The sequence below is a fragment of the Pseudomonas sp. MF6767 genome, from assembly GCF_016405475.1.
Classification (GTDB): domain Bacteria; phylum Pseudomonadota; class Gammaproteobacteria; order Pseudomonadales; family Pseudomonadaceae; genus Aquipseudomonas; species Aquipseudomonas paracarnis.
The window spans coordinates 19,162-44,372 of the sequence record NZ_JAEKCY010000018.1; the positions used below are offsets into that span (position 1 = coordinate 19,162).

The window sequence follows — 25,211 nt, forward strand, 5'->3', positions numbered from 1 at the left end:
CAAGGCACTACTTCAACGCCAGGGTGACGCGGAGCGTCACGGGCTGTATTCCCACGCAGAGCGTGGGAACGATCGGCGCAGAGCGTGGGAACGATCGGCGCAGAGCGTGGGAACGATCGGGCTTGACCTTCCCCACAGGTTAAGGTTGATCCTAGTGGCAACTTCTTCTGGAGGACTGCCCCATGAATGGATCCACCACCTTTGACCTGCCCATCGGCGGCATGACCTGTGCCAGCTGTGCCGGGCGGGTCGAACGCGCGCTGGGCAAAGTGCCTGGCGTGCAACGTGTCAGCGTCAACCTGGCCAATGAGCGCGCGCACATCGAAGTACAGGGCCAGATGGACCCCAGCGTGTTGATCGCCGCCGTCGACAAAGCCGGCTACACCGCCAGCCTGCCCCAAAGCGAAACCGCTACCGACGCCGATCAGGCCCGGCGCCTGCGCCGCGAGCGCTGGTCGCTGGTGGCGGGCATTCTGCTGGCGCTGCCCTTGGTGCTGCCGATGCTGGTAGAACCCTTCGGCCTGCACTGGATGCTCCCCGCCTGGATACAGTTTGCCCTGGCCACGCCGGTGCAATTCATCCTGGGTGCGCGCTTCTATGTCGCCGCGTGGAAAGCCGTGCGCGCCGGCGCCGGCAATATGGACCTGCTGGTGGCGATCGGTACCAGTGCCGGCTACGGCTTGAGTATCTATGAATGGCTCACCGCCGCCCCAGGCGTGACGCCGCACTTGTACTTCGAAGCCTCGGCGGTGGTGATCGCCCTGGTGCTGCTGGGCAAATACCTGGAAAGCCGCGCCAAGCGCCAGACCGCCAGCGCCATCCGCGCCCTTGAAGCCTTGCGTCCGGAACGTGCGATTCGCGTGCAGGACGGCCGTGAAGAAGACGTCGCCATCAGTGCGTTGAAGCACGGCGACCTGGTGCTGGTCAAACCCGGCGAACGCTTCCCGGTGGACGGTGAGGTGGTGGAAGGCCAGAGCCATGCCGATGAAGCCCTGATCAGCGGCGAAAGCCTGCCGGTGCCCAAACAACCCGGCGACGCGGTCACCGGTGGCGCCATCAACGGTGAAGGCCGCCTGCTGGTGCGCACCCTGGCCCTGGGCGCGGAAAGCGTGCTGGCGCGCATCATCCGCCTGGTCGAAGACGCCCAGGCCGCCAAGGCACCGATTCAGAAACTGGTGGATAAAGTCAGCCAGGTGTTCGTGCCGGCCGTGCTGGTATTGGCGCTGATTACCGTAGTGGGCTGGTGGCTGTATGGCGCATCCCTGGAAACCGCCATCATCAATGCGGTGGCCGTATTGGTGATCGCCTGCCCTTGTGCCCTGGGCCTGGCCACACCGACCGCGATCATGGCCGGCACTGGCGTCGCCGCACGCCATGGCATTTTGATCAAGGACGCCGAAGCCCTGGAACGTGCCCACGCCGTGAGCGCCGTGGTGTTCGACAAAACCGGCACCCTCACCTCAGGCGCGCCCAACATTGCGCATTTGGCGGCCGTGGATGGTGACGAAGCCCTATTGTTGCAACAGGCCGGCGCCCTGCAACGCGGCAGTGAGCACCCACTGGCCAAAGCCGTGCTGGATGCTTGCCGCGAAAGAGGCTTGGACGTGGCCGATGTGAGCGCCAGCCAATCCCTGACCGGGCGCGGCATTGCCGGTACGCTCGACGGTCGGCCATTGGCGCTGGGTAATCGCCGCTTGCTGGAAGAGACCGGCCTGGACGCAGGCGATTTAGGCCCTCGTGCCAAGGAATGGGAAGCCGAAGGCCGCACCTTGTCCTGGCTGATCGAACAAGGCGCGCGACCTCGTGTGCTGGGGCTGTTTGCCTTTGGCGACACGCTCAAGCCCGGCGCGTTGCAAGCCGTGCAACAACTCAAGGCGCAGCACATCAGCAGCCACCTGATCACCGGCGATAACCACGGCAGTGCACGGGTGGTGGCCGAGGCCCTGGGCATCGACGATGTGCATGCCGAAGTACTGCCCGCCTATAAAGCCGCTGCCGTGGCCGAGCTGAAAAAAACCGGCGTGGTGGCCATGGTCGGCGACGGTATCAACGATGCACCAGCCCTGGCCGCTGCCGATATCGGCATCGCCATGGGCGGCGGCACCGACGTGGCCATGCACGCAGCCGGTATCACCTTGATGCGTGGCGACCCGCGCCTGGTGCCGGCCGCCCTGGAGATCAGCCGCAAAACCTACGCGAAAATTCGACAGAATCTGTTCTGGGCCTTTGTGTATAACTTGATCGGCATTCCCCTGGCCGCCTTCGGCCTGCTCAACCCGGTACTGGCTGGCGCCGCCATGGCCTTGTCCAGCGTCAGCGTGGTGAGTAACGCCCTGCTGTTGAAAACCTGGAAACCCAAGGACTTGGAGGATCAACGCCCATGAACATCGGCCAAGCCGCCCGCACCAGCGGGCTAAGCGCGAAGATGATTCGCTACTACGAAGCCATTGGCCTGCTGAAAACCGCCCACCGCACCGACAGCGGCTACCGGGTGTACGGCCACGACGACCTGCACACCCTGACGTTCATCAAGCGCTCGCGGGACCTGGGGTTTTCACTGGAGGAGGTCGGCAAGTTGCTGACCCTGTGGGAGGACCGGCAGCGGGCCAGCGCCGACGTAAAAGCCCTGGCGCGCCAGCACATCGACGAGCTGAACCACAAGATTCGCGAGCTGGGGCAACTGCGCGATACCTTGCAGGACCTGATGGAGCACTGCCAGGGCGATCACCGGCCCGATTGCCCGATCCTCAAGGAGTTGGCAGCGGGCAACTGCTGCGCCTGACAGACAGCACAATGATCGTTCCCACGCTCCGCGTGGGAATGCCGCTTTCGACGCTCCGCGTCACGCTTTAGGACGCAGAGCGTCCAGGGATGCATTCCCACGCAGAGCGTGGGAACGATCAGCGTCGCTGTAAGTTACTGCATCCAAGGCGGCGGCGGTGGCTCGTCCGGCACTTTGCTTGGTGGCGCATCATCCGCCGCGCGAATCGCCTGGCGACGCTCTTCATCCAGCCGCGCCGCTTCGATTTCGCGGATCACACCGCCCACATCCGCCAGTTCTTCCGGTTCGTCGAACTCACCGGTCAATACACTGGCCGGGTGCAAGGTGCCGGCTTCATACAGCGCCCACATTTCCTTGGCGTACTTGGTTTTCTTCAACTCCGGGGCAAAACGCCCGAAGTAGGAAGCCATGTTGCCAACGTCGCGCTCCAGCATGCTGAACGCGTGGTTGTTACCCGCCGCATCAACCGCCTGGGGCAGGTCGATGATCACCGGGCCCGTAGGCGTGAGCAGTACGTTGAACTCGGAAAGGTCACCGTGCACCAGGCCGGTGCACAGCATCAGCACGATCTGGGAGATCAGGAAAGCGTGGTATTCGCGCGCCTGGTCCGGCTCCAGCACTACGTCATTCAGACGCGGCGCCGCATCGCCGTATTCGTCGGCCACCAGTTCCATCAACAGTACGCCTTCGAGAAAGTCGAACGGCTGGGGCACACGAACGCCCGCACCGGCCAGGCGAAACAGCGCCGCCACTTCCGCGTTCTGCCAGGCATCTTCGGTTTCTTTCTTGCCGAACTTGGAGCCCTTGGCCATGGCTCGTGCCTGGCGGCTGTTACGGACCTTACGGCCTTCCTGGTATTCGGATGCCTGACGAAAACTTCGTTTATTCGCCTCCTTGTAAACCTTGGCGCAACGCAATTCATTGCCGCAGCGCACCACATAAACAGCTGCTTCTTTACCACTCATCAGAGGGCGCAGCACTTCGTCGACCAGACCGTCTTCGATCAGGGGTTCAATGCGTTTAGGAGTCTTCATCAGCTTTTATTGTGGGTCCTGTATTACCAAACACGCGTGTGGCACTCGTTATACGGCAATCGGCTCGCCGGGGGGAGAGGCTACTGACCTCTGACCCCTTGAGAATGCATTCAATGGGCCAATTTTGTCGGCAATCAGCGTTCGATAATCGCCGTCACGCCTTGGCCACCGGCGGCACAAATGGAAATCAGCCCACGGCCCTTGCCCGCCGCATCCAACAATTTAGCCAAGTTGGCGACGATCCGCCCACCGGTGGCGGCAAACGGATGGCCCGCCGCCAGGGAACTGCCCTTGACGTTGAGCCGGCTGCGGTCGATCGACCCCAGCGGTGCGTCCTGGCCCAGGCGGGTCTTGCAATAGTCGGCGTCTTCCCAGGCCTTGAGCGTGCACAGCACTTGGGCGGCGAAGGCCTCGTGGATCTCGTAGTAATCAAAGTCCTGCAAGGTCAGGCCGTTGCGCGCCAGCAAGCGTGGCACCGCATACACCGGCGCCATCAACAGGCCCTCGGCGCCGTGGACGAAATCCACCGCCGCTGCTTCGCCATCGCGCAGGTAAGCCAGGATCGGCAGGCCGCGCTCCTTGGCCCACGCCTCGCTGCCCAGCAGCACCAGAGAGGCACCATCGGTCAGCGGCGTGGAGTTACCGGCGGTGAGCGTGCCCTTTTCGCTGCGCTCGAAGGCCGGCTTGAGGCTGGCGAGTTTTTCCAGGGTCAGGTCGGGGCGCAGGTTGTTGTCGCGGGTGAGGCCGAGAAAGGGCGTGAGCAAATCGTTGTGCCAGCCTTCGGCGTAGGCCGCCGCCATCTTCTGGTGGCTCTCCAGCGCAAGCTGGTCCTGCTCGGCACGAGGGATCTGCCAAGTCTGGGCCATCAGTTCGCAGTGCTGGCCCATGGACAGACCGGTACGCGGTTCGCCGTTGCGCGGCAGTTCCGGCTTGAGGTGATGAGGACGAAGTTGTAACAGGAGTTTTAATTTATCTGCCAGGGATTTGCTGCGGTTGGCTTGCAGCAGGATCTTGCGCAGCCCTTCATTCACACCAATCGGTGCATCCGAGGTGGTGTCCACCCCGCCGGCAATGCCGCATTCGATCTGGCCCAGGGCAATTTTATTGGCCACCAGCAGCGCCGCCTCAAGCCCCGTGCCGCAAGCTTGCTGAATGTCGTACGCAGGGGTTTGCGGTGACAGGCGCGAACCGAGCACGCATTCACGCGTCAGGTTGAAATCACGGGAATGCTTGAGCACCGCGCCGGCGGCCACTTCGCCCATGCGCAGGCCGTGCAGGTTGTAGCGCTCGATCAGGCCCTCCAGCGCGGCAGTCAGCATCGCCTGGTTGCTCGCCGTGGCGTAGGGGCCATTGGATCGGGCGAAAGGAATGCGATTACCGCCAATGATCGCTACACGGCGCAATTGAGTCATGGAAAGCTCCCTTGTGGTGGTGGGTGGAATCATCAAGCCTAGCCTAGGCTCAATCGAACGACTGCCACCCCAGGGTGGTCAACCTTTGAACCCCAGCCTTCGGAGAGCGTTCCATGTCTGACCGTTATATCGACTTCGCCAACTCAAGCCTCGGCCATCGCCTGGTCGCCGCCATTGGCCTGCCGTCACCGGTACGCCTGGAACGCTGGCAAGCCGGGCGCCTGCGCCCGGTCGAAGGTGCGCTGCTGCTGGGCGGTGGCGCATTGGCTACCCAGGTGCTGGCATTTGCCAACCGACTCACCGACGCCGTCTACAGCTACGGCGCCGAAGCCTCGACAGCACCCGCGTGGATTCCAGGACACGGCCCCAAGCTCAAGGCGGTGGTGTTCGATGCCAGCGGTTTGCAGCACACCGACCAGCTCAAGCAGCTGCGCGAATTCTTCCAACCACTGCTTAAAAACCTCGACCACAGTGCCCACTTGGTGATCCTTGGCCGGGCGCCGGAAAGCCTCAGCGATCCGTTCGCCGCCAGCGCCCAGCGCGCCCTGGAAGGGTTCAGCCGCTCTTTGGCCAAGGAGTTGCGCAGCGGTGGCGTGCTGCAGTTGCTGTACGTGGGCGACGGTGCCGAAGGCCAGTTGGAGGGCGCGCTGCGGTTTTTTCTCTCGCCCAAAAGCGCTTATATATCGGGCCAGGTGATTCGCCTGTCAGCTTGCGACACACCGGTGCAAGACTGGACGCGCCCCTTGGCCGGGCGCAAGGCGTTGGTTACCGGCGCCGCTCGAGGCATCGGTGCCTCCATCGCCGAAACCCTGGCCCGCGACGGCGCCGAGGTCATTCTGCTCGATGTGCCCCAGGCCAAGGCCGACCTTGAAGCCCTGGCCGCACGCCTGAATGCACGCACGGTGGCCCTGGATATCTGCGCCGAAGATGCCGCACGCCAACTGATCGAGCACCTGCCAGACGGGCTCGACATCCTGGTGCACAACGCCGGCATCACCCGCGACAAAACCCTGGCCAACATGACCCCGGAATACTGGGACGCAGTGCTGGCGGTCAACCTCAAGGCTGCGCAAGTGCTGACCAAGGCCCTGCTCGACAGCGGCACCCTGCAGGACAATGCACGGGTGGTGTTGCTGGCTTCCATCAGTGGCATCGCCGGCAATCGTGGGCAAACCAACTATGCCGCAAGCAAGGCCGGGTTGATCGGCCTGGCTCAAGCCTGGGCGCCGCTGTTGAAGGAGCGTGGGATCAGCATCAACGCCGTCGCGCCAGGGTTTATCGAAACCCAGATGACCGCGCATATTCCCTTCGCCCTGCGCGAGGCCGGGCGCCGCATGAGTTCCCTGGGCCAAGGTGGCTTGCCCCAGGACGTGGCCGAAGCCGTCGCCTGGCTGAGCCAGCCGGGTTCCGGTGCGGTCAGCGGCCAAGCGCTGCGGGTGTGTGGGCAAAGTCTTCTGGGAGCGTAAGCATGCAATGGCAAACGTTGGACAGCACCCCGCCCCTACTGCCGCTGTATTGGCGTGCGGCGCTCAAGCGCAAGATCACCGGCAGCTCACTGCCCGAATGTGGGTTGCGCTGCCGGATGAGTATCAACCCCAGCGCCGTTGCCGCGTACCGCAAGGTGTGCGGTTTTGCTGACAGCCCGATGCTGCCGGCGACTTATCCGCATATCCTCGCGTTCGGCCTGCAACTGCAACTGCTGACGGACAAGAGCTTTCCGTTTCCGTTGCTGGGGTTGATCCACCTGCGCAATCGCATCCGTATTCATCGCCCGTTGGGTGGCGTGGGTGACGTGAGTGTCGGTGTCTACGCACGTAATCTCAGCCCCCATCCCAAGGGGGCCACCTTTGACATCGTGACGGTTGTCGAGGATGCCCTTGGGCTCTTGTGGGAGGGCGAAAGCCAAATGCTATGTCGGGGCGTAAAGGTTGAAGGCGAAGCTGCGGACAGCGGATCGCAGACTCCAGGAACGCTTACCGAACTGACGCGCTGGAAAGCCCCCCCTGATATTGGCCGACGCTACGCCCGAGTGTCTGGCGACTACAACCCCATCCACCTCAGTACCCCGACCGCGAAGTTGTTCGGTTTTCCCCAGGCCATCGCCCACGGGTTATGGAACAAGGCGCGCACTCTCGCGGCGCTGGCAGAACACTTACCGGCCGCCAATATTGAAATCGACGTCGCGTTCATGAAGCCGGTGCGCCTGCCCAGTGAAGTGATATTGATGAGCAGCGCGGCCGGTTCCAGCGGGACGTTGGAACTCAAAGGCGCTGGGGATATACAACATATGTTGGGGCAGTGGCAGCCGACTGCCTGAAAACCCTGATTAATTGTATATATACACCCTAAGTTATAGCGGACCTTACGAGGTCCGTCTTTATTTACAACACTTTGATTTTACTAATATAAAAATCCTGAAACACCCTTCCATTACACCTTTGGTATTAGTCATTAAGCCGACGATGGCCGGATGTATATAAATCGTTAATACCAAGTTGAGCGTTGCGTGAAAAAGTGCCCTCGCCTGAGATAGCCACACGGACAAACCTATCGTTATCCGAAGAAGTAACGAAGGTTTGAAACAACCAAGGTTGTACCAGGTGCAAGGAACTCAATCATGAAAACTCAAGTCGTGTTTTGGAAAGCAAGTACCGCGCTGGCCCTGATTCTGGCAATGAGCCTGGGCGGCTGCAGCAGCGGTGGTGGCGGGCATAAATCCAGCGTGGCGGCGTCATCGCCGGATGCAGGTGCAGGTGCCGGAGGCGGTACTGGTGGCGGTGATGGCGGTACAGGCGGTGGTACCGGTGGTGGCACAGGCGGCGGTGACGGCGGTACTGGCGGCGGAACCGGTGGTGGCACAGGCGGCGGTGACGGCGGTACTGGCGGTGGAACCGGTGGTGGCACAGACGGCGGTGACGGCGGTACTGGTGGCGGAACCGGCGGTGGCACGGGCGGTGGCACGGGCGGTGGTGACGGCGGAACTGGCGGTGGTACTGGCGGCGGCACCGGCGGCGGCACCGGCGGCGGCACCGGCGGCGGCACCGGCGGCGGCACTGGCGGCGGAACAGGTGGCGGAACAGGTTCGACAACCACCCCACTGGTCACCGGCCAGATTGCCGGCACCCTTGGCACCACTGTGGGCAATGTCGGTACAGCGGTCGGTAACCTGGGTTCGACGTTGAATGGCGTACCCATCGTCGGCGCAACCGCTGGCGGCCTGGTCACCTCGGCAGGCACCGCCGTTAACAGCATCGGCACTGGCGTAACCGCCGGCTTGGGCTCACTGGGCACCAACACCAACTCCTTGGGCACCACGGTGGCAGGCGTAGGTAACGGCGTGGCCGACCTGGGCGGCGGCCTCTCGACCACCGGCCAAACACTGTCAACCACTCTCGGCGGAATACCTGTGGTCGGCGGCGCGACAGGCGGAGTGGGCACTGCGGTAGGTGGCGTCGTGGATAAAGTCGGCACCACCGTCACCATGCTTGGCGATACCCTCAGTACGGCCAGCACCACCGGCCCGCTGGGTTCGTTGACCAACACCTTGGGCAGCAAAGTCGTGGTGCCTGTGGTGTCGCTGGTGGAAAACACCACCGGCAACCTGGGTAACGCAACCGGCCTGGGCACTCCACTCAATGGCGTACTGGATAAGGTCGGCTCGACCGTCACCAGCTTGGGTACTCAAGTCGCCAGCACGGGCGGCACGGGCAACCCGGTCACCGGCGTTGTCGGCACCGTACTCACTGGCGTCGGTGGCACACTGGATAAATCAGGTGGTTATGTCGCCCCAACCGGTGGCACCTCGGCTCCCGGCATTCCGGAACTGGTGGGTGGCCTGGTGGCTAACGTGGGTACCGGCCTGAACGTGGGCAATACCAACGGCACAGTCAGTGCAACGGGTGTGACCGGTGGTGCAGTCGGCGGCACCGTTGCGTCGCTGGGCACTGCGCTGGGTGGCACAGGTGTAGCAAACACCGCAGCTACCGCACCGGTCGCCACCGTAGCGGCCAATGTCGGCGCAGCGCTCAACCCTGTGACCAGCGGCGTCACCAACCTGACCCAAACCATCGGCACCACTACCGGGGTGGGTGCTCCGGTCAATGGTCTGGTGACTCAAGTCGGCGGCGCTGTGAGCAGCGTGGGCACTAACTTGACGGCAGCCAATGCCAACCCGATCACCAACGCGGTAGGCACCACCGTCACAGCGGTCGGCGGCACCGTCGCCTCGGTGGGTGGCCTGGTAACCGGCGGCGCGACTGGCGGCACCAGCGGTGGTTTGCTCGGCGGCCTGAATATCGGCACCACCGCCACAGCAACCGGCACTGCCACCACCACGGGCGGCACTACGGCCACAGGCGGTCTGGGCGGTTTGTTGAATGGCCTGACCGGCAAATAGAAATGCACCTGGCCGATTAGACGGCCTCCCCTACAGCGCCTACGCTTGGTTGAGACGAGAGACCTTTAATAAGTCTCTCGTCTTTTTTATGGGCAGCGACACCTGTGAACAGTCGCCGCCCTCCCGAACCGCGTCCCAGAACCCGGCGGGCCCGAAGCGCTGCTGCAGTTGACCATGGAGTGTCCTATGCGCGTGTTGACCCCGTTGTTATTGCTCACCCTCAGTGCTTACGCCCAGGCCGAGACCCTTCCCAGCTTTCTCAACAGCAACGACACTGTCCGCACCCTGCCGGTACCCAACCTGCCCGCGGACGCCTACCGACCACCCACGTCGAAAACCCAAGTACCCGAGGCGCCGCCGACTGCAGGCCAGCCGCTGTTGATGGACACCAAGGTCACTATTCGAAAGTTGCAGATCGAAGGAGGAACGGTCTACCCGCTCGCCGAGACGGCGCAGGTGTATGCGCCGTTGATTGGACGTGAAACCAACCTTGCGCAACTGATTGAAGCGACCCGTGGCATCACCCGCCGTTATCAGGAGGATGGCTACCTGCTGTCCTACGCCTTCCTGCCGCAACAGAACTTCGAAAATGGCCTGGTCCGCGTGGTACTGGTGGAAGGCTACATCAAGGACTATCAACAAACCGGCGACATTGGTTCGGTGTCGGCCTACGTCGATAAACTCGCGCAAAAGCTCCTGGCCGAACGCCCACTGACTCGCAAGACCTTCGAGCGCTATACCACGCTGATGAGCCGCATCCCCGGCCTCAGCGTACAAGCGCAAGTACCGCCGCCAGGCACCACCGATGGCGCCACGCACATGCAGATCCAGGCCAGCCGCAAACCTTTCACCACCAGCATGAGCCTGGTGCAGAAAAGCCGTGGCGGCACGCAAGCGTTGCTGAGCGCCACCAGCAATTCCCAGACGTCCATGGGCGAGCAGCTCAGCGTCAGCGGCCTGTTCCCACCCGGCGAGGACAAAGAGCATTACTACCGCGTGGACTACAACCAATTCATCAATGCCGAAGGCACCCAACTGGCGCTCGCCGCCGAGCGCTATCGCGCCGACCCCAGCAGCAGCGTGCAACTGGACGGCGGTTTCGAACTCAAGCCGCACCAGTCCATCGACCGCTACTCCATCGGCCTGAGCCACCCGTTCATTGCCTCCCCGACCGAGTCCTTCACCCTGGGCACACGCCTGTACGCGGTCGACCAGACCACGCGCTATAAACTGGTGGGTTACCCGTTGCGTTTCGACATCGAATCCAACCTGCGCGCCCTGGCCTTCGAAGGAGATTGGCGCAAAGCCGACGCGCGACGCCTACGCATCATCAGCGGTGGCCTGTACCAGGGCATCGATGGCCTGGGCGCCAAGGCCCGCAGTGACCTGGACGTGGCTAAACCCGACCTCGACTTCTTCCGCCTGCGCCTCTCCGGCGTGCAAAGCGACAAGTTCTTCGACAACTGGCAAGGCGTACTTTCCGGCGCGCTGTACTGGAGCAACAACACCCTGCCCGACAGCGAACGCGCCACCTTCGGGGGGCAAAATTTCGGCCGCGGCTACCCGGACGACCAAGGCTCGGGCGACAAAGGCTGGGGGGTGGCGTACGAGGTCAACTACAGCTTCAACCGCGCCGGCAACTGGGTGAAAATCCTGCAACCCTACGTCGTAGTCGATCGCGCCAAATCCTGGTTCAACGACCTGCCGGTCAAGGCCAACGACATGTCGTCGGCGGCGGTAGGTTTACGCTTTGGCGACAACAAGTACTACAACATCGCGCTGGAAGCGGCCAAGCCAATGTCGGATATCGCCCTGGACAGCTTCAATCGCAGGCCTCGGTATACGCTGAGCTTCAGTTATCAACTGTGACGAGGGCACCTGTAATCAATGTGGGAGCTGGCTTGCCTGCGATGGCGCTCTTCGGGTCGACCATTTAATTGGGTTGGAATGAGTACATATCTCGATTGTCTGCCATACCGCCTTCGCGAGCAAGCCCGCACACAGTTGGGTTTCGGAGTGTCAGGCAGTTAGTCGCTGACTGTTCGGCCATCATCGCAGGCAAGCCAGCTCCCACATTTAATAAGCGGTGCAGGTCCGTTACCGACCAGGTGTAGAGAGGGGAAACAGGCTGTTGAGGGTATCGAGCAAGCGCACCAGGTAGATCGGCTTGCGAAACAAGTCCAGCACCTGCAAGCGCAGCATATCGCTGACATCGTCCATTTCTGCATGGCCAGACATCACGATCACAGGCAAATGCGAGCGTGAGGTATGTTCGCGCAGGCGCTTGATCAAGGAGATACCACTTTCCTCGGGCATGCGCAGATCGGTGATGACCAGGGCGATATCAGGGTGAAGTGTCAATTCTTGCAAGGCGAAGGTGACGGAGGTCGCGGTGAAACAGACGAACCCCTCGTTTTCGAGGGATTCGGCCAACTCCACCAGCGCATCCTCCTCGTCGTCCACCAATAGGATTTGTTGGCGGGATGACGAAGGGTGGGTCATGGGCGGTACCTGATAAAAAGAATCACCGGAACGAAAGAATACTGCAATGACGGCTAAGTCGCCGCTGGCAGCGCATCGGACACTTGCTCGAAGATGCCTTTTATCTTATCGCCAAGCCCAGTACCAATACCGACGATCACCAACGCAACTATCGCGACGATAATCACATATTCAATAGCCGACGCCCCATCTCTGCGACGCAGGAATAACTGAGCGTGAACATAAAATTTCAAGAACAGGTCAAGGATCATGTTGAGATCTCCTTCATGCGCCACAAAGCGCCGATACAGCTGGCCCGCACAATGATTGCCGTGTGCCACTAGAGCATTGTCAACAAATTTAACACTCACAACTGTAAGAATGAATTAATCATAAAGTATTAGTGGCTCCATGCGCCCTGCAAGTCCGTTGTTTAAAGGCCCGATTCTAAAAACATCGATAAATTTTTCGTTCGGTAATGGCATTTCGTCCTAGCTGAGCTACCTTCAAATAGCCAAATCGTTAGTTGTTCATCACAGCCCAGTTGCGAATTTAACTCGTTTGGATTAACGGGAATAAAAGTAGTGCAACAGGATAGGGAGCGCCGTCATGAACAGTCGCATCAGCATGGTCCTGGCTGGCTTGCTGCTTATCGGAGCCCTGGTGGCAGGGTATTGGGGCCTGGTGCTCAGCCGTCCACCGGCACCTGCCGTAGCACCCTCGCCACAACCTGTCATTTCCGTGGAAAAAACCGTTGCAGTCGTGGAAGACCAGACCCGCCAGCCCGTCGTGGTACTGGTGCACGCGGTTGCGCCTTTTGTGCCCCTCACCGCTGCCGATGTAGCCGTGGAAAAACTGCGCACCGTGCCGGCAGGCAGCCTGACCAGCGTTGACCAGGCCATCGGTCGTACGCCTTTGCGGGCCCTGGGTGCCGGCACCTGGCTCAATGATGAAAGCTTCACCGCCGGCGGCCCCCTGGCCCGCATGATTCGTGCGGATGAACGCGCGCTCGCCGTCGCCGTCGACGAGGTCATCGGTGCCGGTGGCCAGTTGAGCCCCGGCGACTACGTGGATGTCTTGTTGTTCTTGCGCCAGGACAATGCCAATGCCGAGCAATCGGCGCAGGTGGTCATCCCGGCGATTCGCCTGCTCAGCGTCGGCGACCAACTGGGTTTGGCCAACGACGGCAGCCCGGCAGTACCGCCACCCGCCACCGCCGAAGAACGCGCCCAGGCGGCTCAACGTCGCACCGCCGCGCGCAGTGTGGTGCTGGCGGTGCCCGAACAATTGCTGAGTCGGTTGATGCTCGCTTCCCAAGCCGGCACGCTGCGCCTGGCCGTGCGCAGTGCCGACGAACAATTGCTCAGCCGCTACTGGGCCGGTGAAAGCGACACCCCGGACAAGGTGCAAAGCGCCAACCGCGACCTCTACCAATTCACCCAATTGGCCCTCAGCGGCCCGCCGAAAAAAATCACCCCTGCGGTGGCCGTCACCGGCCAGCGTCGGGGTATCGAAGTGATTCGCGGCGCGGCGGCAGCACAACCTACCCCCTGATTGAACAAGGATGCCTTGAATGAGCCAACGCTACGCTCAATTGGCCTTGGCCTTGATGCTGCCGTGCCTGCCCCTGGGCATGGCGATGGGCGCATCGGGCAGCTGCAACGCCCTGGGCCAATTGCCCGCCGTGATCGAGGTAGGCGAAGGCTTGCAGACCGAGCTGCAGTCGCCGGTAGCGATTACGCGCCTGGCTATCGGCGACCCGAAAATTGCCGATGTGCGGGTCAACGGCGACCGCCATTTCCTGCTCACTGGCGTCGGCAGCGGCGCTACCAGCCTGATGGTGTGGACCGGCTGCTCGACCACGCCGCGCCAGAGCATGGTGTTCGTCAAGGGCAAGGCTACTTCGGCGCTGACCAGCCAATCGCTGTCGCCCTCCGAAGACCCGACGCTACCCAGCCAGGTGCAGACCGATATTCGCTTCGTCGAGGTCAGCCGCACCAAGCTCAAGGAAGCCAGCACCAAGATCCTGGGCATGGGTAAAAACTTCTTCCTCGGCAGCCCCGACTTGCTGTCCCCGTCAGAGGGCATTTTCAAATTGCCGGTGAGTGCCGACAACTTCAACATCGGGTTTGGCGGTGGCCGGGTCAAGGCACTGATCAACGCCCTGGAAAGCAGCGGCTTCGCCTATACCCTGGCGCGCCCGAGCCTGGTGGCCATGAGCGGCCAGAGCGCGACCTTCCTGGCCGGCGGCGAAGTGCCGATTCCGGTGCCCAGTGCCGGCAGCGACACCATCACCATCGAATACAAGGAGTTCGGTATTCGCCTGACCCTCACGCCCACGGTCATCGACCACAACCGCATCGCCCTGAAAGTCGCCCCGGAAGTCAGCGAGCTGGATTACAACAATGCGATTCGCATCGAAGGCATTCAAGTGCCGGCCCTGACCGTCCGGCGCACCGACACCAGCGTGTCACTGGCCGACGGTGAAAGCTTCGTGATCAGCGGCCTGATCAGCAGCACTAATCGCTCCACCATCGCCAAGCTCCCGGGCCTGGGCGATATCCCGATCCTTGGTGCGTTTTTCCGCGACTCCAATATCCAGAGCGAAGAGAAAGAACTGCTGATGATTGTCACGCCGCATCTGGTCCAGCCACTGGCTGCCAATGCGCAGTTGCCGTCGCTGCCCGGCGAAAAACTGCGCACCTATGACCCGAACTGGTTCCGCCTGTTCTTCCTGGAAAACGGCAACTTCGACCGTCGCAGTGGACTTTCCCAATGAGCGATAGCCTGAGCCAGACCTTCCTGGCAATCACCCGTAACAGCACCGACCTGGAATGGCTCCAGGGTGCCCTGGCCCCTCTTGGCCAAGTGATCAACGTGGGCGGCGGCAGCCTGGATGAATTGCTGGCACTGGTGGACGTGACCTTCGCCAACCTGGTGTTCGTGGGCCTGGACCGCGAGCACCTGGTAGCCCAGAGCGCCTTGATCGAAGGCGCCCTGGAAGCCAAGCCGATGTTGGCGGTGGTGGCCTTGGGCGACGGCATGGACAACCAGTTGGTACTCAACGCCATGCGTGCCGGTGCGCGGGATTTTGTCGCCTATGGTTCACGCTCCAGCGAAGTGGCCGGGCTGGTGCGGCGCCTGAGCAAGCGCTTGCCGCCCAGCGCGCCGAACGCCCATCTTGGCGGCCTCACCGTGCTCTACGGTGCCCAGGGCAATACCGATGGCGCCCTGCTGGCGAGCCACCTGGCGATGGTGGTGCAAAAGAGCGGCCAGCAGACGCTGATGCTCGACCTCGGCCTGCCCAGGGGCGACAGCCTGGCGCTGCTGGGCCTGGACAGCACCTTCAATTTCGGTGACGCCTTGCGCCACCTGCGACGCCTGGACGCCACCCTGATCAACAGCGCGTTCACCAGCACCGACGACGGCCTGCGGATCCTCGCCTACGCCGCCAGCGATGACCCGTTGGAAATGACCAGCGCCGCCGAGCTGTACATGCTGCTCAGCGCCTTGCGTCAGCACTTCCAGCACATCGTAGTCAACCTCACCGGGCAAGCGGACAGCGAAGCCCTGCGCACCTTTGTCAGCCACTGCGACAAGCTGCTGTGGTGCACCGACCAGTGCGTACTCGACTGTCGGCGCAACCTGGCGATGCTGAACCTGTGGCGCGAAAAAGGCATGAAGCTCGACCATGCCAAGCTGCTCGTCGATCGCTACGTCAAAGGCTGCGCCCCCGGCACCGAAGCCCTGGAAAAAAGCTTTGGCCTGGAGTGCATCGCCGTGCTGCCCCTGAGCCCCGAAGTGCGCCTGAACGCCAAGAACCAAGGGCAAAGCCTGTTCACCCTGGCCCCCCGCGAAGCCTTGACCCAAGCCCTGCGCCACCTGGGCGAGCGCCTGGCCAAACGCACCGAAGGACTGGATAAACCTTCGACGCGCTGGTTCGAACGCCTGCTGGGAGCGAGTCGATGAACGGCGAAAAACTCTTCGGCGCACCGGCCCGTGGAAGTGCCGCGCACAACGATCACGACGGCCTGAAACTGGTGCTGCATCGCTACATCATCGATGCCATCGAAGAATCGGGCCAGAACCTGCTGGAAGGCTCGCGCCAATCCCTGGCGCAATTTGTCATCGACAAAGTGGCCGAATACATCACGCGCATGCACCTGGCGATTTCGCGCTATGAGATGGAGCGCTTGGCCGAGGAAATCGTCGATGAGCTGACCGGCTTCGGCCCGCTGGAAGTACTGCTGCGCGATGTGTCGATCACCGAGATACTGGTCAACGGCCCGCACAGGGTGTTTATCGAGCGTGACGGAGTACTCCACCAGAGCGACCTGCGCTTTATCGACGCGCACCATGTAGAACGCGTGATGCAGCGCATTCTCGCGCCCCTTGGAAGGCGCCTGGATGAGTCGTCGCCGATGGTCGATGCGCGCTTGCCGGATGGCAGCCGGGTCAATGCGATCATCCCGCCGATTGCCTTGGACGGCCCGTGCCTGTCGATCCGTAAATTTCGCAAGGACATGCTCAAGAGCAGCGACCTGGTGGCGATGCAAACCATCGACCATAACATCTTCGAGTTCTTCCAGGAGGCGGTGGGCAAGCGCTGCAATATCCTCATCAGTGGCGGCACCGGCACCGGCAAGACCACGCTACTCAATATCCTCAGCCAATTGATCAACCCCCACGAACGCCTGGTCACCATCGAAGACGTCGCCGAGCTGCAACTGGGCCACCCCCACGTGGTGCGCCTGGAAACCCGCCCGCCCAATGCCGAGGGGCATGGCGAGGTCAAGGCCAGCGACCTGATTCGCAACGCCCTGCGGATGCGCCCGGACCGCATCATCCTTGGCGAGATCCGTGGCGTCGAAGTGCTCGACGTGATGACGGCCATGAACACCGGCCATGACGGTTCCATGAGCACCGTGCACGCCAACAATGCCCAGGACGCGTTGCTGCGCCTGGAAACCCTGGTGGGCCTGACCGGCCGGGTGGTGGCGGAGAAAACCCTGCGGCAGATGATCTGTGCCGCACTGGATGTGGTGGTGCAACTGACGCGCCTGCCCGATGGGCGCCGTTGCGTCAGCGAGGTGGTGGAAGTGGTGGGGGTGCGCGACGACGTGTATGTCACCAACACCCTGTTCCGCCTCGACCGCCGTACCGGTTTCGGCTTTCTGCGCGAAGCGCTCAACCCGGCCGGCGACAAGCTGCGGCGCGAATCGGCATTGCCGTTGTAGAGAGGGCTCATGACCGGACTTGTCTTGCTGCTCATTTGCATCCTGCTGATCAGCCTGTCCGTCTGGCTGTTCCAGCGAGGGTTGCGCCAGGCCGGTACCGACCGGGTGCTGGAGCGGCTCAGCGACGGCCAGCCGGTGCCCCAGGAGCCGAACGGCAGCTGGGTCGCGCTGGAGCGCATGTTCCAGCGCGCCGGCCTGGGCAAGCCCACCGACCGCCTGGGTTTGTGGCTGAGCGGCTGGGCGCTGGGCATGTTGCTGGGCTATCTGCTGGCCGGCGGGCTGGGACTGTTGGCCATGCTGATCCTGCCGCTGCTGCTGCTGCGGGTGTATATCGCCTGGCGCTACCAACGGCGAGTGCAGCGCATGGTCGAACAATTACCGCAGCTGCTGGACCACAGCGTGCGCAGCCTCAAGTCTGGGCGCACCCTGGCGGACGCTGTGCTGGGCGCGATCGACAGCACCGAAGCGCCGCTCAAGCAGGCCATGAGCCGCATCCAGCGCAACGTGCAAATGGGCGTGAGCCTGCCGGAGTCGGTCAGCGACTTTGCCGAGTTTTACGAGCGCGATGAATTCCGCCTGTTTGCTCTTGGCCTGAAGGTCAACCACCGCTACGGCGGCAACGCCAGCGAGCTGCTGGAAAACCTGATCAAGATGATCCGCGAGCGCGAACAGGGTGCGCGCCAACTCAAGGCCATGACTGGCGAAACGCGCATGACCGCCTATGTGCTGGCGGGTTTGCCTATCGTCATGGTCGGCTACTTCCTGATGGTCAACCCGGGCTACCTGATGAGCATGTGGAATGACGGAACCGGGCGCCACCTGCTGCTGGCCGCGGTGGCGCTCGACATCACGGGCACCTTCGTCATGTGGCGCATGTTGCGGAGTATTTGAGATGGCCATCCTGATTTGCATCCTGTTGTCGCTCGCCGCCGTCGCCTTGATCGTCGGCAACCTGCTAGAGCAAAGGCGCCGTCAACGCCTGGTCAGCCAACGCCTGCAAGGCCAACTGACCCGCGAGGACAAACTCGGCAGCCTGATGCGCCAGTTGGGCGCCAGCACCGTGGCCCAGCGCTCGGTCAGCCTGGACAACGAAACCCAGACCCTGCTCAACCGAGTCGGTTGGCGTAAAGCCAACCAGCGCTCCATGTTTGCCGCTTTCCAGATCGGTGTGCCCATCGTGTTGCTGGGCTTGACCCTGCTCGGCCAACAGCTGCTGTTTCCCCATGCCGGCTCACCCTGGATTGCCCCGGCGATTGCCCTAGGCATCGGTTACTTGCTGCCCAAACGCATCCTCGCCCTCAGTGCGAAATACCGCCAGGAGCGTATCGCTCGGGAAATCTCCACCTTCATTCCGTTACTGCGCATCCTGTTCGAATCCGGCATGGCAGTTGAGCAATCGCTGCGGGTGTTGAGCACCGAAGCCCAGCGCTTGCTGCCAGACCTGACCCATGAACTGCGCCTGATCCTGGCAAGGGTCGACTCGGGCCTGGAACTGTCCGAAGAGCTGGGCAAGACCGCACGCCTGTTGGCCGTGGATGAGTTCACCGACACCTGCATCATCCTTCAGCAGTTGATCCACCAGGGCGGCGGCGCGATGAAATCCTTGCTGGCCCTCAAGCAGTTGCTTGACGACCGCCGCCTGACCCGCCTGCAGGAATACATCTCGAAGATGTCCGCGAAGATGTCCGTGGTGATGATGGTGTTCCTGTTTCCCGCCTTGCTGATCGTGCTCGGGGGGCCGGCCATGATCGCCATCTCCCGAGCCTTGAATAACTTTTGAGGAGCCTGCCATGAAACCACTGATCGTCGCCTTGAGCCTGCTGATGCTGGGCGGCTGTGCCAGCAACGGCCAGGTTCCGTGGGCCGGGTTGCTGGCGCCGGGCAGTTGCCCCAAGCCCAGCTCGGACCAGGAGCTGTCGCTGAACCTGGCCGATGACATGGCCAACGAAGGCAAGCTGCACGCCAGCCTTGCCAACCTGCAGAACCTGCCCAGCGCCCTGCCCCAGGTTCGTCAGCGCCAGGCCCGTGCCTATCGCTTGCTAGGCCGTCCCGACGCCGAGCCGTTGTACCGCAGCCTGCTGGGCACCTGCCTGGCCGCCGACGGTGAGCACGGCCTGGGGCAACTGGCGTCGGCCAAGGGCGACAACGGCCAGGCCATGGCTCACCTGCAACGCGCAGCACGGCTGGCGCCCACCGACGAAAAAATCCGCAACGACCTGGGCGTGGTGTACCTCGATCAACGGCGCCTTGAAGACGCGCGCTTTGAATTCATGACCGCCATCGAACTCAAGCAGAGCGATCAATTAGCGGCGGTCAACCTGGTGACCTTGCTGATCTATCAGGACAACTGGGAGCAAGCCGCGAAAGTGGTCGGCCAACTCGGGTTGAGCCCTGATCAGGTGACCCGAGCCCAGGCACGGGCGCAACACCTCAAGGACGCTGGCACGGCACCGCAGCGCCCAGTCAAAGATCAGGTAGCGGCGGTCAGCGATACGCTGCCGGCCTCTGTGAAATAAGGAGTCGATGATGAAATTCCAATACCTCGCCGGCCTTGCATGCCTGGCCCTGCCCCTCCTCGCTTCGGCCATCGAAGCGGGGCCGTCTTCACCCCGGCAGGCCGAAACGGAAAACTGGATGGCACTGCAACTGAGCGGGCGCGCAGCCTCGGCCAACCCCCAGAAAACCACGCCGGCAGAACGCGAACAGGCGCTCAAGCGCTGGCTGGACAGCAACAAGCACCCGATTCCGGAGTTCTTTGATCAGAAAATAGGCGGCACTGCGCAAAGTGGAAGCAAGTAAAGCTACTGTGGCGAGCAAGCTTGCTTGCGCTGGGGAGCGAAGCGCCCCCAAGAAAAGCCGACTCCAGCTGCGCTGTCGAGCGGGAGCAAGCTCCCTCGCCACAGAAAGATGGCTCCTGCAAGGTTTGCTTGGGCCTTTAGTGCGCAGTCACCCGCTGGCGCATCGCCGAGTTGCTCGGTGACAACGCCAGCGCCAACTGCGTGCGGTTGTGCATATGGGTCAGGCGCAGCACCTGGGACACGTACAGCTTCACCGTGTTCTCGGTAATCCCCAATTCACAGGCAATCTGATAGTTGGTCTGGCCCTTGCCCACCAGGCGAGCCACATCCAGCTGGCGCGGTGACAGCTGATTGAAAATCGCCGGGATCTCCAACGGCCCGGCTTCATCGGCCGATGGGTCCCCATCATGGTCCTGGAGCGTCGGGTTGCGACGCACTTTGTCCAAGTCCATATACAAGTCATTGATCGATTCGGACAGGTACTGCAACTTCTGGTTGAGCGTGCCCAGCTGCAGGTCTTTTTGCCGTTCCTCCAACGCCGCTTCCTGGCGCTTGAGGCCTTCGAGCAATTCATCGAGGTTGATCGGCTTCTGGTAGTAATCGGCGATGCCCGCACGCAGGGCTTTGATCACATCCTGTTTGTCGGCACGACCGGTGAGCATGATCGCTTCGAACGCACGATGTTTGCCGGCGATCCGTTGCAGCGCCTGGACCAGTTCGATGCCGTCCATGTCCGGCATATGCAGGTCACACAGAACTAAACCAATCTGAAGGTCTTCGCCAAAACGCTGGACCGCTTGCTGGCTGGACTCGCACGGGACACAACGGTACCCGCTGCTTTCAAGAAATTCACAGAGTTCCTCCACGATCAATGGTTGATCGTCGACAACGAGCACTTTTACTGCAGACGTAAGCTTGTTCACGCGCTACTCCATGCCTGGCAAGCCAAATGATGACCTATCCTTTCTGACGAAAACTCCTACACAACTACTCATTAAACGTAGACGTACTTTCCGACTATGTACATAGCATTAATCAACTCGTGCGACTGATGGATCCAAAACCAGCTGCCGGCAAAACCTGTCAAAACGAAGGGCGCAAAGGGCTGTTTTGTTGACGCTTGCCCTGCCCGCTCAACGCGATTTGAGCTAAGCCATTGATGCATAAGTGTCCAGGCCACCATGACGATGCCGGCACCGATCAACGCCCCCAACAGGTAGTCGATATTGGAGGCCAGCCCCAAGGCGGCTAGCAACTTCACATCCCCCGCGCCAAAGCGGCCCAACGCATAGCCCGGCAAGGTCAGTACCAGTGCCAAAGCCAAGGCCAGGCCGCCCTCGCTGCGGGGCGCACCCAGCCAGGTCGAGCCCGCCCATAGCAGGTAAATCAGCGCCAACAGCCCGACGCCCAGGGTCAGCGTATTGGAAATTTGGCGCTGGCGAATATCCTGCACAGCACATACGCCCAACCACAGCACAATCACTAGCGTCTGGATCACGTAAAAAACATCCCTTTTGGCTGAATGATTCTATGCTGATATCAAGTACTCGACTCAGGGTAGACGCAGTCATGAAATCGAGCCTCCCGAGAAAGCAAAAAGGCGCTGCGGCGATCGAGTTTGCCTTGGTCTTCGTGATTTTCTTTGCAGTGTTCTACGGCATGCTCAGCTACAGCTTGCCGCTGCTGTTGATGCAGTCATTTCACCAAGCGGCAGCCGAAGGGGTCCGCCGCAGTGTGTCCCTGGACCCCAGCACCGCAGGCTATTCGGCCCTGGTGGTGCAACGCGCCAAGGATGCCGCCCAGGCCCAATTGAACTGGATCCCCGGCTCATTGAAATTCTTGCCCGGCTATATCACCGCCACCTACACCAATAATTTGCTGACAGTGAAGATCACCTACCCCTCGGCCAATATCAAAGCGGTCTTGCCGGCCCTGGTATTGCCCGGGGTGGGCACCGTACCCAACCTGCCCACCAACCTCACTGCTACCTCGAGCCTTCAGTTTTGACGACGGGGGATAAATTGTTCGCACGCCTGCGCGGGCGCACCAGCGCCCTGGCCTTGGGCGCGCCAGCAACCCCCGCGCCGGGCCTGCAACTGCAACTGGACAACCTGGGTGGGGTGCTGAACATCTCAGGCACCTTGAGGCCTTTGCTTGCCCAGCATCTTGCCAACGCGCCCAACCCCCCCTTGCAGACCTTGCTGTGTGCCGACAGCGCGCGGAGTGTCGAGGGCACGCCGCAGGAGTGGCAACGACACGGCCTGGACCTCGACTTCCAGGGCGCTGCTGGCCAGGTCCTGCATACCCGCGGCTGGATCGAGCCGGAGGGCGACGGCTGGGCCCTGCACCTGCTGGACATCACTGACCTGCTGGCCGACCGAGTACGGGTGCAGCAACGCGAACAGAACCACCAACTCGCCGCCCTGATGAGCGAACAGCTGCGCGTGTGCAGCCCCAACCGCCTGCCCGAGGTGTTCAGCGAACACCTGCGCAGCGTGGCCCAGCGTTGGCGCATCCCCTGCGTCGCCATGGCACTGCTCGACGAAGATGATCAAGGCTGGCGCATCTACAGTCACTACGCCGCTCACGACGCCCCGGCCTTGTGGCAGACCGGGCAACACCTGGGCACCAGCCTGGACAGCATCAACGGCAACACACCACTTAGCCTGGACATTGCCCAGGGGCGCAGCGACAACCCGCGCCTGCACAGTGTATTTGGCAATGCCGACGGCTTCCTGGTGCCGTACCGCGACAGCCATGGCGCCGCCGCGTGGCTGCTGTGTGGCTTCTATAACGGCCAGGCACACCACACCGGCGAGCGTGACTGGCTGAACCTGTGCGCAGCACTCGCCGCGCCGCTGCTGGGCCGTCTGCGCGAACAGCGTCACCACCAGCAACTGGAACGGGTAGAAGCCCTGCAAGGCCTGCTCGGCACTGGCTGGTGGGAACTGTTGCCCGCTACCCAGGAAATCCAACTGGCGCCACAATTGCTGCGCAACCTGAGCCTGGACGACGGCCCCACCCGCCAACCCCTCGGTACCTGGCTCGAGCTCATCCACCCCGCCGACCGTCAGGCCCTCGACAGCCGCCTGCAAGACCTGCAAGCCCTGGGCAAGCCACTGCTGACCAACGTGCGCCTGCAACGCACCGAGTCCGAGCAGTCGCCCCTGTGGTACCGCATACAAGGCCAAGTGCTGGGAGCCGGCAATGAACGGCGCTGGGTCGGCTTCATGCTCGACATCAGCGACATCCAGAACCAGCAACTGCAAGCCGCCGCCGCCCATGCGCGCCTGGACAACCTGATCGCCAGCTCACCGGCCGTCATCTATGTGCAGCGCTACGTCAACGGCGCGCTGCACCCAGCGTTTTTCAGCGCCAGCCTGTTGCCGCTGCTGGGCTGGACCTTGGCCGATTGCAACCACGACACCCTGGCGGCGCTGATCCACCCCGACGACCGAGAACACTACTTCGAACGCACCCGCCAGCTGCTGCGCGAAGGCAACGTGCGCAGCCGCTACCGCCTGCGCGACAAGCAAGGCAACTACCACTGGCTGCTCGACGAAGCCAAGCTTTTGCGCGACGACCTCGGCTTGCCGGTGGAAGCCGTGGGCCTTTGGCTGGACGTCACCGAGGCGACCCTGGCCGCCGAGCAGGTGCGCCAAAGTGAAGAGCGCTACCGCATCCTGGTGGAAGACTCGCCAGCGATGATCTGTCGCTACCGTCCCGACCTGATCCTCACCTTCGGCAACACGCCGCTGGCCAATTACCTGGAATCCCGGCCCGACCAATTGCCAGGCATCGACTTGGGCCAGTGGCTGTCGGATGAACAGCGCGCCGCCTTTATGCAACGCATTCAGCAACTGACCCCGGAATTCCCGGTGAGCACCGCGGAAATCAGCCTGCAACTGCCGGGGCGCGAACATGCCTGGTGGGTGTGGTCGGACCGTGGCGTCTTCAATGAACAAGGCGCTCTGATCGAAGTGCAGGCCGTGGGCCGCGACAACACCGAAGTACGCCGCTCCCAGCAGCAACTGACCCAAAGCGCGAAAATGGCCACCCTCGGCGAAATGGCCACCGGCCTGGCCCATGAGATCAACCAGCCGCTGAACGTGATGCACATGGCCATCACCAATGTGCTCAAGCGCCTGGGCAATGGCGATGTGCAAATCGACTACCTCACGGAAAAACTGCAGCGTATCGACGCCCAGGTGCAACGCGCGGCACGGGTGGTCGACCATATGCGCGTGTTCGGCCGCCGCTCGGAAATCGAGCAGCAACCGTTCGACCCCGCGCAGGCGCTGGAGGGCACCCTGTCCCTGCTCAGCGAAGGCCTGCGCGGCAAAGGTGTAGACGTGCGCATCAGCCCTGCGGACTTCTCGGTGCAGGTCAAAGGCTATGTCGACCAGCTGGAACAGGTGCTGATCAACCTGATGGTCAATGCCCGCGACGCATTACTCAGCCGGCGAGAAAAAGACCCCGCCCTGCGCCCCTGGATTGCCCTGCACAGCGAGCACGACAGCCGCCATGTGCGTATCTGGGTCGAAGACAACGCCGGCGGGATCGACCCGCGCCTGTTGGAGCGGATTTTCGAACCGTTCTTTACCACCAAGCCGATAGGCGTCGGCACCGGATTGGGGCTCTCGGTGAGCTATGGGATTGTGGAAAACATGGGTGGGCGCCTGAGCGTCACCAACGGCGAGGCCGGCGCGAAATTCTGCGTCGAGTTACCCATCGCGCAAAACTCAATCAGCTAACCACGATGCGAAGCGAGCCGCTCTTGCTCTTGCTCTTGCTCTGCTTTTGATCTTAGGCGCCCCGTCAAACCACGCTGGCCGGAATTCGACAGGGATTTGGGGGGTAAACCGGCAGGGATGCCGGTTTAGCCGCCCCGCGCCATGGATGGCGCGTGGCGGCGGCCCCCCAAATCACTGGCGGATTGCGGGCACACCGAGCCTAGGCGAGGTGCCGAGTGGTGGGGCAAGAGCCTTTTGCTTACTTTTGGGCTCTTTTCAAAAGTGAGCCGCTGTAAAAGCGGAACCCTAAGTGGCCGTTACCGCAGGAATGGATATGT

At 62.2% G+C, this 25,211-nt stretch carries 22 protein-coding genes; 16 read left to right on the plus strand and 6 right to left on the minus strand.

Annotation, left to right across the window (positions count from 1 at the left end; all coding sequences use genetic code 11):
• Window positions 1–182: 182 nt before the first annotated feature.
• Window positions 183–2,384 (plus strand): heavy metal translocating P-type ATPase, encoded by a 2,202-nt coding sequence (locus JFT58_RS23500; protein WP_054896416.1) that lies wholly within the window; start codon window positions 183–185, stop codon window positions 2,382–2,384.
• Window positions 2,381–2,782: a Cu(I)-responsive transcriptional regulator gene (cueR, locus tag JFT58_RS23505; RefSeq protein WP_014716762.1), complete on the plus strand. Its 402-nt coding sequence runs from the start codon at window positions 2,381–2,383 to the stop codon at window positions 2,780–2,782. The genes JFT58_RS23500 and cueR overlap by 4 nt, the downstream gene beginning before the upstream one ends.
• Before the next feature lie 134 nt (window positions 2,783–2,916).
• On the opposite strand, the gene JFT58_RS23510 is transcribed toward cueR, so the two are convergent.
• Both JFT58_RS23510 and JFT58_RS23515 read right to left on the minus strand, forming a co-directional pair.
• Window positions 2,917–3,816 (minus strand): PA4780 family RIO1-like protein kinase, encoded by a 900-nt coding sequence (locus JFT58_RS23510; RefSeq protein ID WP_014716761.1) that lies wholly within the window; start codon window positions 3,814–3,816, stop codon window positions 2,917–2,919.
• A 134-nt stretch (window positions 3,817–3,950) separates the two neighbouring features.
• Window positions 3,951–5,228: an acetyl-CoA C-acetyltransferase gene (locus JFT58_RS23515; RefSeq protein ID WP_054896415.1), complete on the minus strand. Its 1,278-nt coding sequence runs from the start codon at window positions 5,226–5,228 to the stop codon at window positions 3,951–3,953.
• 113 nt (window positions 5,229–5,341) lie between these two features.
• Here JFT58_RS23515 and JFT58_RS23520 point away from each other — a divergent pair, with 113 nt between their 5' ends.
• The 4 genes from JFT58_RS23520 (at window position 5,342) to JFT58_RS23535 (ending at window position 11,493) form a co-directional block, all read left to right on the plus strand.
• Window positions 5,342–6,694, plus strand: a complete 1,353-nt coding sequence (locus JFT58_RS23520) for a 3-oxoacyl-ACP reductase (RefSeq protein ID WP_054896414.1) — start codon at window positions 5,342–5,344, stop codon at window positions 6,692–6,694.
• 2 nt (window positions 6,695–6,696) lie between these two features.
• Window positions 6,697–7,545 (plus strand): MaoC family dehydratase, encoded by an 849-nt coding sequence (locus JFT58_RS23525; RefSeq protein ID WP_054896413.1) that lies wholly within the window; start codon window positions 6,697–6,699, stop codon window positions 7,543–7,545.
• 300 nt (window positions 7,546–7,845) lie between these two features.
• On the plus strand, window positions 7,846–9,624 hold the full coding sequence (locus JFT58_RS23530; RefSeq protein ID WP_081089324.1) for a collagen-like triple helix repeat-containing protein: 1,779 nt from the start codon (window positions 7,846–7,848) through the stop codon (window positions 9,622–9,624).
• Window positions 9,625–9,810: 186 nt separating this feature from the next.
• The gene (locus JFT58_RS23535; protein WP_034125892.1) at window positions 9,811–11,493 is read left to right on the plus strand and encodes a ShlB/FhaC/HecB family hemolysin secretion/activation protein; all 1,683 of its coding nucleotides are present in this window, start codon (window positions 9,811–9,813) and stop codon (window positions 11,491–11,493) included.
• 228 nt (window positions 11,494–11,721) lie between these two features.
• On the opposite strand, the gene JFT58_RS23540 is transcribed toward JFT58_RS23535, so the two are convergent.
• Window positions 11,722–12,126: a response regulator gene (locus JFT58_RS23540; RefSeq protein WP_034125891.1), complete on the minus strand. Its 405-nt coding sequence runs from the start codon at window positions 12,124–12,126 to the stop codon at window positions 11,722–11,724.
• Window positions 12,127–12,179: 53 nt separating this feature from the next.
• Complete coding sequence (locus tag JFT58_RS23545; RefSeq protein ID WP_034125890.1) at window positions 12,180–12,377, minus strand: Flp family type IVb pilin; 198 nt, start codon at window positions 12,375–12,377, stop codon at window positions 12,180–12,182.
• Between the two features lie 337 nt (window positions 12,378–12,714).
• Between JFT58_RS23545 and cpaB the strand changes: the two genes are divergently transcribed.
• From cpaB to JFT58_RS23585, 8 genes are read left to right on the plus strand one after another with little or no spacing between them, the layout of a single operon-like run.
• Window positions 12,715–13,659, plus strand: coding sequence for a Flp pilus assembly protein CpaB (gene cpaB / locus JFT58_RS23550; protein WP_054896412.1), 945 nt, complete (start codon window positions 12,715–12,717; stop codon window positions 13,657–13,659).
• A 19-nt stretch (window positions 13,660–13,678) separates the two neighbouring features.
• Window positions 13,679–14,884, plus strand: a complete 1,206-nt coding sequence (locus tag JFT58_RS23555) for a type II and III secretion system protein family protein (RefSeq protein WP_054896411.1) — start codon at window positions 13,679–13,681, stop codon at window positions 14,882–14,884.
• A complete protein-coding gene (locus JFT58_RS23560; protein WP_034125887.1) occupies window positions 14,881–16,074 on the plus strand; it encodes an AAA family ATPase in 1,194 nt (397 codons plus the stop codon). Before JFT58_RS23555 ends, JFT58_RS23560 begins: the two co-directional genes overlap by 4 nt.
• On the plus strand, window positions 16,071–17,342 hold the full coding sequence (locus JFT58_RS23565) for a CpaF family protein (RefSeq protein WP_054896410.1): 1,272 nt from the start codon (window positions 16,071–16,073) through the stop codon (window positions 17,340–17,342). Before JFT58_RS23560 ends, JFT58_RS23565 begins: the two co-directional genes overlap by 4 nt.
• Before the next feature lie 9 nt (window positions 17,343–17,351).
• On the plus strand, window positions 17,352–18,233 hold the full coding sequence (locus JFT58_RS23570; RefSeq protein ID WP_054896409.1) for a type II secretion system F family protein: 882 nt from the start codon (window positions 17,352–17,354) through the stop codon (window positions 18,231–18,233).
• A gap of 1 nt (window position 18,234) precedes the next feature.
• The gene (locus JFT58_RS23575; protein ID WP_054896408.1) at window positions 18,235–19,122 is read left to right on the plus strand and encodes a type II secretion system F family protein; all 888 of its coding nucleotides are present in this window, start codon (window positions 18,235–18,237) and stop codon (window positions 19,120–19,122) included.
• Between the two features lie 10 nt (window positions 19,123–19,132).
• Entirely contained in the window at window positions 19,133–19,858 is a 726-nt protein-coding gene (locus JFT58_RS23580) for a tetratricopeptide repeat protein (RefSeq protein WP_034125883.1), read from the plus strand.
• 10 nt (window positions 19,859–19,868) lie between these two features.
• On the plus strand, window positions 19,869–20,141 hold the full coding sequence (locus tag JFT58_RS23585) for a DUF3613 domain-containing protein (protein ID WP_034125882.1): 273 nt from the start codon (window positions 19,869–19,871) through the stop codon (window positions 20,139–20,141).
• Between the two features lie 136 nt (window positions 20,142–20,277).
• Here JFT58_RS23585 and JFT58_RS23590 read toward each other — a convergent pair whose 3' ends face one another.
• Together JFT58_RS23590 and JFT58_RS23595 are read right to left on the minus strand one after the other, a co-directional pair.
• Window positions 20,278–21,063, minus strand: coding sequence for a response regulator transcription factor (locus tag JFT58_RS23590; protein WP_034125881.1), 786 nt, complete (start codon window positions 21,061–21,063; stop codon window positions 20,278–20,280).
• 71 nt (window positions 21,064–21,134) lie between these two features.
• Window positions 21,135–21,638: a prepilin peptidase gene (locus tag JFT58_RS23595; RefSeq protein ID WP_054896406.1), complete on the minus strand. Its 504-nt coding sequence runs from the start codon at window positions 21,636–21,638 to the stop codon at window positions 21,135–21,137.
• Window positions 21,639–21,709: 71 nt separating this feature from the next.
• Between JFT58_RS23595 and JFT58_RS23600 the strand changes: the two genes are divergently transcribed.
• Both JFT58_RS23600 and JFT58_RS23605 read left to right on the plus strand, forming a co-directional pair.
• Window positions 21,710–22,147: a TadE/TadG family type IV pilus assembly protein gene (locus JFT58_RS23600; RefSeq protein ID WP_003188217.1), complete on the plus strand. Its 438-nt coding sequence runs from the start codon at window positions 21,710–21,712 to the stop codon at window positions 22,145–22,147.
• Window positions 22,144–24,894: a PAS domain-containing sensor histidine kinase gene (locus JFT58_RS23605; RefSeq protein ID WP_054896405.1), complete on the plus strand. Its 2,751-nt coding sequence runs from the start codon at window positions 22,144–22,146 to the stop codon at window positions 24,892–24,894. The genes JFT58_RS23600 and JFT58_RS23605 overlap by 4 nt, the downstream gene beginning before the upstream one ends.
• The last annotated feature ends 317 nt before the right edge of the window (window positions 24,895–25,211 follow it).